This window comes from Bacillus sp. FSL R5-0712 (assembly GCF_038593285.1).
Lineage (GTDB): Bacteria > Bacillota > Bacilli > Bacillales > Bacillaceae > Bacillus > Bacillus safensis.
Genome location: NZ_CP151981.1, coordinates 1270081 through 1281320, shown reverse-complemented (window position 1 = coordinate 1281320; position 11240 = coordinate 1270081). Strand labels below are relative to the sequence as shown.

At 43.5% G+C, this 11240-nt stretch carries 10 protein-coding genes; 2 read left to right on the top strand and 8 right to left on the bottom strand.

Going from position 1 to position 11240, the window contains the following annotated elements; translation table 11 throughout:
- Window positions 1-235 precede the first annotated feature (235 nt).
- The 6 genes from NSU11_RS06320 to proG form a co-directional block, all read right to left on the bottom strand.
- Window positions 236-1858, bottom strand: coding sequence for a peptide ABC transporter substrate-binding protein (locus tag NSU11_RS06320; RefSeq protein ID WP_135031942.1), 1623 nt, complete (start codon window positions 1856-1858; stop codon window positions 236-238).
- On the bottom strand, window positions 1855-2868 hold the full coding sequence (locus tag NSU11_RS06315; protein WP_135031944.1) for an ABC transporter ATP-binding protein: 1014 nt from the start codon (window positions 2866-2868) through the stop codon (window positions 1855-1857). Before NSU11_RS06315 ends, NSU11_RS06320 begins: the two co-directional genes overlap by 4 nt.
- Window positions 2869-2875: 7 nt before the next feature.
- Window positions 2876-3838, bottom strand: a complete 963-nt coding sequence (locus NSU11_RS06310; protein WP_024424622.1) for an ABC transporter permease — start codon at window positions 3836-3838, stop codon at window positions 2876-2878.
- On the bottom strand, window positions 3835-4770 hold the full coding sequence (locus tag NSU11_RS06305; RefSeq protein WP_041116384.1) for an ABC transporter permease: 936 nt from the start codon (window positions 4768-4770) through the stop codon (window positions 3835-3837). Before NSU11_RS06305 ends, NSU11_RS06310 begins: the two co-directional genes overlap by 4 nt.
- Window positions 4771-4788: 18 nt before the next feature.
- Window positions 4789-5613, bottom strand: coding sequence for a M55 family metallopeptidase (locus NSU11_RS06300; protein ID WP_149125718.1), 825 nt, complete (start codon window positions 5611-5613; stop codon window positions 4789-4791).
- A gap of 189 nt (window positions 5614-5802) precedes the next feature.
- Complete coding sequence (proG, locus tag NSU11_RS06295; protein WP_149125719.1) at window positions 5803-6627, bottom strand: pyrroline-5-carboxylate reductase ProG; 825 nt, start codon at window positions 6625-6627, stop codon at window positions 5803-5805.
- 168 nt (window positions 6628-6795) lie between these two features.
- Here proG and NSU11_RS06290 point away from each other — a divergent pair, with 168 nt between their 5' ends.
- Window positions 6796-8085, top strand: a complete 1290-nt coding sequence (locus tag NSU11_RS06290; protein WP_149125720.1) for a trypsin-like peptidase domain-containing protein — start codon at window positions 6796-6798, stop codon at window positions 8083-8085.
- Window positions 8086-8119: 34 nt separating this feature from the next.
- Here the strand turns inward: NSU11_RS06290 and NSU11_RS06285 are convergent, their stop codons facing one another.
- The gene (locus NSU11_RS06285; RefSeq protein ID WP_149125721.1) at window positions 8120-9076 is read right to left on the bottom strand and encodes a ring-cleaving dioxygenase; all 957 of its coding nucleotides are present in this window, start codon (window positions 9074-9076) and stop codon (window positions 8120-8122) included.
- A 329-nt stretch (window positions 9077-9405) separates the two neighbouring features.
- On the opposite strand from NSU11_RS06285, the gene NSU11_RS06280 reads away from it, so the two are divergent.
- The gene (locus tag NSU11_RS06280) at window positions 9406-10728 is read left to right on the top strand and encodes an amino acid permease (RefSeq protein WP_034623410.1); all 1323 of its coding nucleotides are present in this window, start codon (window positions 9406-9408) and stop codon (window positions 10726-10728) included.
- A 174-nt stretch (window positions 10729-10902) separates the two neighbouring features.
- On the opposite strand, the gene NSU11_RS06275 is transcribed toward NSU11_RS06280, so the two are convergent.
- Entirely contained in the window at window positions 10903-11232 is a 330-nt protein-coding gene (locus tag NSU11_RS06275; RefSeq protein WP_034281483.1) for a bh protein, read from the bottom strand.
- Between the last annotated feature and the right edge of the window lie 8 nt (window positions 11233-11240).

Sequence of the window (11240 nt, the reverse complement as noted above, 5' to 3'; positions counted from 1 at the left end):
TTGTTCAAAGCGTCCCATATTGTTGACAAAGGGCTAAAATGATCTTTATTTTAGCCCTTTGTCTTCTATTCAGCGTGACCTGAAAACCTTTGCAGCCCTAGGAAGGACGAGCATCGGAGCGGAGCGAATTTGACATTCATGAGCACCGAAGCGCAGGACTGACAAAGAATGCGAGGGTTTGTCCGCGTGCTGAGACGCTTTTGTTCAAAACGTCCGTGTCCCTCATTCCCTTCAATTACTCTCCATCTACTTGTGCCCATTTCAAATCGATATACCCAACAGGGTGGCGGACAATTCCCTTCACGCCCTCTTTTTGCAAATGAACTTGGTTATAAAAATGAATTGGAATGATCGGTGCTTCTTCAATGAGAAGTGCCTCTGCCTCATGAAGGATGCTGTTTCTTTTTTGTTCATCTGCTTCCTTTCTCGCCTTTTTCATCAGCTGATCATAGGTGTCGTTTGACCATCCAGTCCGGTTCATCGCATTCCCTGTTTGAAAGCTCTCTAGGAAATTAATCGGATCTGCATAGTCTGCTAAAAATGAACTTTGCGAGAATTGGAATTTCAGTGCCTTTTGATCTTCTGCAAATACATTGGCTTCCATGTTTGCAAGCTTCACGTCCACACCCAGCGCTTCTTTTAGTTGCTGCTGGATGGCTTCAGCTTTTTTCTTGTTCTCAGGCTTTGTACTATATGTTAATGTGACGGGCGGCAGCTTTGAATAGTTTTCTTCTTTCAGCCCTTTTTCTAATAGTTTTGCAGCTTCACTCGTATCTTGTTTGACAAGATCACCGCCAGCTTCTCTGAAATCCTCACCCTTTGAATCTAAAATCCCCGGTGAAACGAAGGCGCGAGCTGGCTTCTCTTTATTTTTCGTTACATAATCCACGATATCTTGCGGATTGATCGCCATTTGAAAGGCTTTGCGAATGTTCTTATTTTGAAAAGGTTCCATGTTCACATTCAGACGATAAAAGAATAGTCCAGCCTGATCTTCAATTTGTACATCTTTATTTTTCAGCAAATTTTCACTTTGTTCTGCTGGAACGAAGGCAGTATCTAAATCTCCCGATTGATACATTTGATAATCAGTGTTTCGATCGCTGATCATCAGCCACTTTACCTGATCCAGCTTGACTGATTTTTTGTCCCAATACGTCTCACTTTTTTCCATAGTGAAGCTCTCATCATGCTTCCATTCTGTCAGCTGAAACGGTCCATTCCCAACAAAGGTTTTGGCATCCTTTGCCCAGTTTGGATCCTTCTCTGCTACCTTCTCATTGACAGGGAAAAAGGCAGGGTTTGCGGTCATATTTAAGAACGATTTCTGCGGGTATGCCAGTGTGACCTTTAGCGTTTTGTCATTTTCAGCACTGACTTTTACATCCTCTTTCTTTCCTTTTCCGCTGTTAAATGCCTCTCCGCCTTCAATCATGTAAGCTAAGAACGATGCAGAGGAGCCTGTTTTCGGATCAAGCAGACGCTTCCACGCATATTCAAAGTCACTCGCTTTCACTGGATCACCATTCGACCACTTGATGCCGTCTCTTAAATGAAATGTGTACGTTTTTCCATCCTCTGAAATTTCCCATTTTTCCGCCATTGCAGGAGATGGTTCGTGCTTTTCATTCAGTCTTGTTAATCCCTCCATTAAGTTATTCAGACCTTGCCACGATACATTATTAAAACCAATCGGCGGGTCAAATGACGTCGGTTCGTTTTCGTTATTTAAGGTTAATACTTTCTTTTCATTCTTGTTGCTTGATGATCCTTTACCTGCTTGCTCATTGGCTGTACATCCTGCGAGCAGCATGATGATGAACAAACAAACACTAATGATCCACCCTTTTTTTCTCATGAAAAACTCCCCCTTTGTGTTGAAGATAACATCGCTTGGTTCGCTCGCTCATCCTGGAGCCAGCAATGCACTGTATGAGTAGGTGACCGCTGCGTTTCGTGCGGCATGATATGATCGCACACTTTCATGGCAGCCGGGCAGCGATCGGTATACGGACAGCCCTTTGGCGGTGCAAATAAATCAGGCGGGCTTCCTTCAATCGGAATCAGTTCATCTTTCATATCAAGTCTTGGAACGGATTGCAGGAGTCCTTTTGTATAAGGATGCTGCGGACTGTAAAAAATATCTTGCCTTGTTCCGGTTTCAACCATTTTCCCTCCGTACATGACTGCTACCCGGTCGGCAACTTGGGCTACGACCCCTAAGTCGTGTGTGATTAAGATAATGGTAACCCCTGTTTTCCTCTGAATCTCTTTAAACAGTTCTAAAATTTGTGCCTGTATGGTCACATCCAGCGCGGTCGTCGGTTCATCTGCGATCAGCACCTTTGGCTCACAAATCAGTGCCATGGCAATCATGAGCCGCTGCCTCATTCCCCCGCTGAATTGGTGCGGGTATTGCTTTAATCTCTCCTTCGGCTGCGGAATACCAACCAAATCAAGCATCTGTATGGCAGCTTCTTTCACTTCTTTTTTCGTCAGCTTTTGATGCTCCTTCGCCGCCTCCATCAGCTGATCCCCTATTGTCAAGGTAGGGTTCAGTGCCGTCATCGGATCTTGGAAGATCATCGAAATATCGACACCTCGTATGGCGCGCATTTCTTTTTCAGATAATGACAGCAAGTTGCGGTCTTGAAACCAGATTTCTCCCTGATCGACATGCGCGCTGTATGCAGGCAGAAGCCTCATAATGCTTTGTGATGTCACACTTTTCCCGCAGCCTGATTCTCCCACAATGGCTAAGGTTTCTTTTTCATATACATCGACATTCACTCCGCGTACTGCTTGAACTGAACCGCCGTATGTCCGAAAGCTGACGTGCAGATCGATGATTTGTAGAACTTTTTTCAAAGCGCCATCACCTCTTCATCTTTGGATCAAGCGCATCTTGCAAGCCATCACCTAAATTGTTAAAGCAAAACATCGTGAGTGAAATAAAAAATGCTGGAAAAAATAAACGCCACCAATGTCCATTGTCTGACAGCACAGTCGGCAAAGCATCATTGGCCATCACGCCCCAGCTTGCAAACGGTGCCTGAATACCTAAACCGAGAAAGCTTAGGAACGCTTCAGCAAATATCGCAGTCGGCACAGTCAGGGTCATTTGGACGATAATCGGCCCCATCGTATTCGGCAGCAGGTTGCGGCGAATGATCCGCAGGCTTTTGGCACCAAAGGTCTTTGAGGCAAGGACATATTCCTGGCTTTTCAGCTGAAGAACCTGACCTCTCACAATTCTTGCCATTCCAATCCATCCGGTGACAGTGAGCGCTACAATAATGGTGACAAGCCCTGGCCCCATCAGCACCATCAATAAAATGACGACAAGTAAATAAGGAAGTCCGTAGAGCACCTCGACAATCCGCATCATGACATGGTCATAGCGTCCGCCTTTATAGCCGGCTATGCCCCCATAAATCACACCGATGGCAAAATCAATCAAGGCTGCCATGACACCCACAAATAACGAAATGCGTGCTCCGTACCAAGTACGAGTAAACACATCTCGCCCAAGCTCATCTGTTCCAAACCAGTGAGCAGCTGAGGGCGGCAGATTTTGCATCGAAAGACGCTGCTCTGTCACACTATTTGGTGCAAGCAATGGACCTAAGACTGCCATGACAAAAAGAAAAATCAGAACCGATAGACTAAACATCGCAAGCTTATTTTGCTTCAGCCGCCTCCATGTATCTGCCCAATAGGAAAGAGAGGGTCTTTTAATGGCATGGGCTTCTGTTTTCTTTTGCTCTCGTGGAGAAAACCATTCGTCCGGCACTTCAGGATGCCTGTTCGGTGGATCATGCTGAAGGTGTATACTCATGCCTTTCCTCCTTTCTGATGCAGCTGAATCCTTGGATCAAGGAGACGATACGCCACATCGACAATGAAGAGAAGTGTGATTAAAATAATGCTGTAAAAAACAGTGGTTCCCATGATGACAGGATAATCACGGTTGTTAATGCTCTCGACAAAGTATTTTCCCATTCCAGGAATGGCAAATATTTTTTCAATGACAAAACTTCCTGTTAAAATACTTGCGACAAGTGTTCCAAGAATGGTTACAACGGGTAAAAGTGCATTCCGAAGCGCATGTTTAAATACAATTTTAAAGGGAGAAAGTCCTTTTGCTTTGGCCGTACGGATATAGTCTTGCGACAGCACTTCAATCATGCTCGACCTCGTTAACCTGGCGATAATGGCCATTGGGCCGACAGCAAGGGCGATTGTAGGCAGCACCATATGCATTGGACTTGTCCACATCGCTGTAGGAAAGAGCTTCAAATTGACAGCAAGCTGCTGAATTAATAAGGTAGCAAAGATAAAGTTTGGAATGGATATACCGAATACAGCAATCGTCATGGCGATGTAATCAATCAAACCATTATGCCGGAGGGCAGCCATAACCCCTAGCAGGATGCCAGAGATGACAGCAATCAATATTGAGATAAGACCAAGTTCTAATGAGACTGGGAAGCCTCTCGCCAATAGATCATTGACACTTTCAGAAGGCTTTTTAATGGAAGGACCAAAATCAAAGGTAACAATGGATTTTAAATAAATGACATATTGAACATAGAGTGGTTCGTCTAAGTGATAGTAGCTTTCGAGGTTTCGCTGGACGGTTTCGTTTGTATTTCGTTCTTCATTGAAAGGCGATCCTGGGATGACCTTCATTAAAATAAACGTTAAAGTCGTAATCGTTAAGATCGTAGCGATCATCGCAATAAAACGCTTGAGCAAAAAGCTGGCCATCTGCTGTCTCCCCCTCGCTTAACAAAATGTTGTACGTGCGGCAAGCTCTGTCATGACAAGCATTGCTTGATAGGCTTCTAATATATTGTCTGCCTGGTACGTCACCGTCGATGTTCCTTCTATGATGGCAGTACCGGGCATTAAATTCGCCCATTCAGCTTGTCCATAATTGGCAAACTCAATCTTAAGCAGCGGCTGATCAGGAGGCGTCAGCGGCTTCATTTGATCAATCTGTTTCATCGCGGCTTCCACTTGCTGCGAGATTTGTTGATTGACTTTGGCTGGAGGTAAGCATTTCACAGCAGATCTTGAGATGGTCTCTTTCACTGCCACTGTTTTCACACCAGGCATCAGCTTTTCTGCCTCAAGTGCTGCTTGATCATCCCCGCAAACAAGAATCACCGGCACACCATAGTAGCCTGCAACATACGCATTAAAGCCCATTTCACCAATTGGATGATCATTTATGTAAAAATGTCTGACCCCAAAAATCATACTGTGTGACATCACACCTTTCATTGATGCCCTTGCATGATAGCCTAAAAAAACAGCTGCATCATAGGTTTGATCCAATCCTTGCACCATTGAATAAGGCTTTACGTCACCTGATATGAGAACTGCCTCTTCATGCAGCTCTTCGATCAAAAGATTATTCATTTTAGAATGACTGTCATTGACCAAAATGTCGGTGGCACCATGCTGGACAAGCGCCTCTACACAGGCGTTCACTTCACCCGTCATAATGCGTCTGCCACGCTCATAGTTATGCTGGCGTGAATCAACAAATGTATGATCAGCTAGACCAGTAATTCCCTCCATATCGACAGATAGATAGAGCTTCATTCCCATCCCCCTTTAATTAAACATAAAATTTGTGTATATTTTTCTAAATTTTCTAAAAAATTATATGAGAACTTGATTGATTTTTCAATACAATGTCCGAAAATAAGGAGTTTAGACTCAGATAATACAGGTCAAACGGCTTTTTTAGAAAGGATTTTTTTAACAAATAAAACACCACTAACTATGTCTTTAGTGGTGTTTATCCGCTTCGTTAATCTGCGATTTCAGCTGTTCATATTTCTTCATGGTTTGTGTAAATAAATCATCAAACATCTGAGGTGCCTGCTGTTGAATGACCTCAGCACCTTCTCCTGTAATTCCCCCTTTTGTCGCCACTCTATCGACAGTTTCAGCAAAGGTTAGGCCTCGTTCTACGAGGATCTGGCCAGTTCCTAAAAGGGCATACGTTAAAAATTCATTCGCTTCCTCTAAGGAAAGATCACTATTTCTCACAGCCGCTTTTGCCATTTCTTCAAAAAGAGCAGCGATAAAACCAGGAGATGAGCTTGTCAAATTGCTCGCCGCATCAAACCGGTCTTCCTCTACTTCCCTGACGATGCTAAAAGCTGAAAGCAGCCGGTGCAAACGCTCCTTGTCCTCACGTCCTGCGGCTGCACCATGCGCAACAAGGGATACGCCTGTCCCAACAGCTGACGTGAGCGTTGGGATGTATCTGGATACTGGCTGCGCTGTATGCTCCTGTAACTTTTCTAATGTCACAGCTGCTGCTACTGACACAATATGTACCGCTCTCCCTTTAGAAGGCAGCTGATCCAGAACATTTAGTACAGCAAGCGGCGGCACGCAGACAAACAATATATCACATGACGCAGAAAGTTCCTCTAATGAACAAATGTTGACTTCTTGGTGCTTTTCTTTGAGCTGATGAAGGCGCTCCGTTTCACTTCTTGTATGGATCATGATTTGATGAGCATCCAGCACCCCATTTTCCAGCCACTTTTGCACCATCATATCAGCCATACTTCCATATCCAATGATTCCAATTTTCTCCACAGTTTAATCTCCTCTATCTTGCTTAGATTCACTACTTATTTTAACAATTTCCCACAATGTTTTCATTTTTATCCCACACTTTTTTCATACGATAAAGTCAGCCCCCACCACATACGGTAAAACACCCAAACACATACATGAAAAAATCTTTGAAAGAGAGTGATTGAAATGACACAGCACAAAGATGACAAACAAATAATTGAACAACCTCAAAAACAGAAAAAACCAAACGGCTGGTTTAAGCCATTTGTCAGCGGGGTTGTAGGCGGTACATTAGCGTTAGGTGTCTACGTTCTTACGCCATATGCTCAGCATTCATCAGACAGCACCGCAAATGATTCGGCAGCAAAAACAGAAGCAGTATCGACAAATCACACGAATTCGTCAAAAACAACAGCCGTCCAAACATCAAATTCATCAAGCAGCATCTCCAGTATGGTCGAAAATGTATCACCAGCTATTGTCGGCATTACAAACTACCAAGCGCAAACTCAAACAGACACGAGCTTTGGCGATTTCAGTACGCCTTTCGATGAATCACAGCAAAACAAAAGCAGTCAAGAGGAAGAAACCGGTACAGGCTCAGGCGTCATTTTCAAAAAATCAGGCAATAAAGCCTATATCTTAACAAACAACCACGTCATTGAAGGCGCAAATAAACTAACCGTATCCTTACACGATGGCAAAACCATTGAAGGAAAACTGGTTGGAGCTGATCCGCTCACTGACTTAGCCGTTGTGGAAATTAGCAGTAGTCATGTGACAAAGGTTGCGGCATTAGGCAATTCCTCCTCACTGCGTGCTGGGGAAACCGTCATTGCGATCGGAAACCCGCTTGGTGAAGATCTTTCAAGAACGGTGACACAAGGAATTGTCAGCGGCGTCGACCGAACAGTCTCTATGAACACATCAGCAGGCGAAAGCAGCATTAATGTCATTCAAACAGATGCAGCCATTAATCCTGGTAACAGCGGCGGTCCGCTTCTGACGACAGACGGAAAGGTTGTGGGGATCACGAGTATGAAAATCTCTGAAACAGGTGTTGAAGGCATTGGGTTCGCACTGCCAATCAATGATGTCAAACCAATCGCTGATCAGCTTCTCACAAAAGGTAAAATTGAACGTCCATATATCGGCATCAGCATGCTGGATCTCGAACAAGTTCCAGATGTGTATCAAAAAGAAACTCTCGGACTCAAAAGCAGTCAGCTCAATCAAGGCGTGTATGTCAAAGATATCGCCGCAGGTTCACCTGCCGCCAAAGCTGGCTTAAAGTCAGAGGATGTCATTACCGGCATCAATGGGAAACAAATCAAAACTGGCAGTGAATTACGTCATGAGCTATACACGAATGCAAAAGTAGGAGACACCGTGAGCATCACCCTCATTCGAAACGGAAAACAAGAAACAAAGCAGGTCACATTAACACAATCTGAATCTAAGCAGGTCAGTTCCTAATGAAAAAGCAGCTCAGTTGATGAGCTGCTTTTTTTTATGACGACTGAATTGGCGTTAATCTTTGTTCAATTTCTGCTCGTTTATGCTCTAGGAACGGCGGAAGGGCTAATTGATCGCCAAGTACATCCACCCCTTCATCGACTGTAAACCCAGGACCATCTGTTGAAATTTCAAATAAAATACCATTTGGCTCTCTAAAGTAAAGAGCTTTAAAGTAAAAACGTTCTACAACACCAGAGTTCGTAAAGCCTGCTTTTGAGATTTTTTCATACCATTTTTCAAGCTCTTCTGCATCCTTCACGCGAAATGCGACGTGATGCACACTGCCTCTGCCGGAACGTTCAGAAGGCCCTTCTGTTTTTTCAATCACATGAATTTCTGTTCCAGCACCGCCATTTCCTGATTCAAAAATGGTCACGATCTCACCATCATTTGATTGTTCACGTGCTCTTTCAGTGAATCCAAGGATGTCTGTTAAAACACGGATCGTCTTATCAGCTTCTGCAACAGTTAATTCAACTGGACCTAAACCTCTAATCGCAAACTCTGCCGGAATATCGTCATGCACTGGCGGTGAGCCTGCCTTTTGCGTATTCGGTTCTACTGTTAAAAACAGCTGCTGCCCTTCTGGGTCTTTAAAACGCAAAGCAGGTCTTCCGCCTCTCAAGGAAGCTGTTTCTTGCTGCACGCCTTTATCTTCAAACCGTTTTTCCCAAAACGTGAGTGCCTCTTCAGAAGAAACGAGAAGACCTGTGCTTGTGATCGCATTTGTCCCTTCCAAACGGCGGGCAAGCATTGGAATTTCAAAGAATGTTAGCTCTGTTCCTGGTGAAGCGACCTCATCTCCATAAAACAAGTGGTACATAGACGGATCATCCTGATTGACTGTTTTCTTTACAAGTTTTAAGCCAAGGATTTGGCGGTAGAAATCAACATTTTTCTGAGCATTGGCTGTTAACGCAGATACGTGGTGAATCCCATTGATTTTCATTATTTTCACTCCTATTTTAAAATATCTCGAATTCGAGATAATATCCTTATGAATAAAATAGTTCATTTTTCAAAAAAAGTCAACCATTTGGCTGCACGTTTACTGGTTGTTCGGTTTCCGGTCATTAAATTAACATTAAATCAAAAATAAACTTTTATTGTTCGTTTTTAACACAACATTTACCCTAATATCTCCAATAAATGAACACTTTTAAATACAAATACGAAAATCAGAAAATTTTTTTAATTCTTGTTTTCCTAAAATCGTATTACAATGAACAAAATACATGTCACAGTAACGTACGAAAGTGATGCAGGAGGTCGTGTGTAATGAACAAAGAACAACCAGCGTTAAAACAAGACATCGGCTTATTTTTCGCCCTATCTCTTGTCATCGGGACCATTATCGGGTCAGGCGTCTTTATGAAGCCAGGCAACGTCCTTTCCTATTCAGGAAGCTCAGACATCGCATTATTCGCTTGGCTGTTAGGTGGAATCTTAACCCTTGCAGGCGGACTGACTGTCGCTGAAATTGGTACACAAATCCCGAGAACTGGCGGTTTGTACGCCTATCTTGAAGAAGTGTATGGTGAATTTTGGGGCTACTTATGCGGCTGGGTGCAGATTATTATTTACGGACCTGCCATCATTGGTGCACTTGGTCTTTATTTTGGTTCATTATTAGCCAATTTATTTTCTCTTTCGACTTTATGGTCTACAACGATCGGCATTATCACCGTTTTATTTTTATGTATCATTAACATCATGGGAACAAAATACGGCGGATTTGTTCAGGGGCTGACCACTATCGGAAAGCTTGTCCCAATTGCCGCGATTATTGTGTTTGGCATATGGAAAGGTAACGAAAACATCTTCATGGCCGTCAACGATAGTATCGCTCAAATGAACTTCGGTGCAGCGATTTTGGCTACGCTGTTTGCCTATGATGGCTGGATTTTACTTGCTGCGCTTGGTGGTGAAATGAAAAACCCTGAGAAACTGCTTCCTCGCGCGATGGCAGGTGGAATTTTAATCGTGACGGCTTGTTATCTCTTTATTAATGTCGCACTTTTGCACGTGCTGCCAGCTGATCAAATCGTCCAGTTAGGTGAAAATGCAACAAGCACTGCTGCTACCATGCTCTTTGGACCAATTGGCGGGAAAATCATTAGTATTGGGATCATCATCAGTATCTTTGGCTGTTTGAACGGAAAGGTTCTTTCATTCCCACGTGTGATTTTTGCGATGGCAGAGCGAAAGCAGATTCCTTTCGCGAACGCGATTTCGCGGATTCACCCAACGTTTAAAACACCTTGGATCGCTGTATTTGTGCAAATTTTGATCGCCATTGTGTTTATGATCGTCAGTAATCCAGAGAAGCTGTCTGAGGTGTCGATTTTCATGATCTACATCTTTTATGTCATGGCCTTTTTCGCCGTCTTTAAGCTGAGAAAACAAAACAGCGGAATGAAGCGTGCGTACAGTGTACCACTTTACCCGCTGACACCGATCATTGCGATTATCGGTTCATTATTCGTTTTAATCAGCACCATGATCACCGATTGGAAAAGCTGCCTGATCTCCATGCTGATCGGGATGGCCGGACTGCCTATTTATTATTATATGAAAAAAGCACAAAAAGCAGAGCACTAAGCAGTGCTCTGCTTTTTTTCCTTCTTCTCAGCGTAATAGAAAACCTTTGCAGTCTAGGAAAGACGAGTACCGGAGCGGAGAGAATGTGACATTCGTGAGCACAGGAACAGAGGACTGACAAAAAATGCGAGGGTTTGCCTACACGCTGAAGCAGAGTGCTAAATGGTCTCTGCTTCATTTTTTATATTGTTTGATCACTTTGTATGATTCGTTTAAATATCTCATGAGCCGGTATGGCTTACTAAGCACGCGGATTGGGAGTCTTGAGATAAATCCATTCAGGTTCGACTTATATTCCTGCGTGATCCGCTTTGGCTTTGTTGCTATTTTCTCGTATACTTCCTTGTAAAATTCCTTCATGATGTCGACTTGCACACTGATCTTTTGATGACACTCTGTACACTCAACGCTTTTCATCTGATCATTCACATAAACGATGCTGTGGAGGGTCTCTTCTTGGCACCGAGTACAGTGTAGGTTTGCTTCCATTTCGGTTTGCTTCAAGATACACA

Excerpts from the sequence above, each read along its gene's own strand:
- NSU11_RS06280 (WP_034623410.1), top strand. The coding sequence starts at position 9,406 with ATGAACAAAGAACAACCAGCGTTAAAACAAGACATCGGCTTATTTTTC.
- NSU11_RS06290 (WP_149125720.1), top strand. The coding sequence starts at position 6,796 with ATGACACAGCACAAAGATGACAAACAAATAATTGAACAACCTCAAAAA.
- NSU11_RS06310 (WP_024424622.1), bottom strand. The coding sequence starts at position 3,838 with ATGAGTATACACCTTCAGCATGATCCACCGAACAGGCATCCTGAAGTG.
- NSU11_RS06320 (WP_135031942.1), bottom strand. The coding sequence starts at position 1,858 with ATGAGAAAAAAAGGGTGGATCATTAGTGTTTGTTTGTTCATCATCATG.
- NSU11_RS06300 (WP_149125718.1), bottom strand. The coding sequence starts at position 5,613 with ATGAAGCTCTATCTATCTGTCGATATGGAGGGAATTACTGGTCTAGCT.
- NSU11_RS06305 (WP_041116384.1), bottom strand. The coding sequence starts at position 4,770 with ATGGCCAGCTTTTTGCTCAAGCGTTTTATTGCGATGATCGCTACGATC.
- NSU11_RS06285 (WP_149125721.1), bottom strand. The coding sequence starts at position 9,076 with ATGAAAATCAATGGGATTCACCACGTATCTGCGTTAACAGCCAATGCT.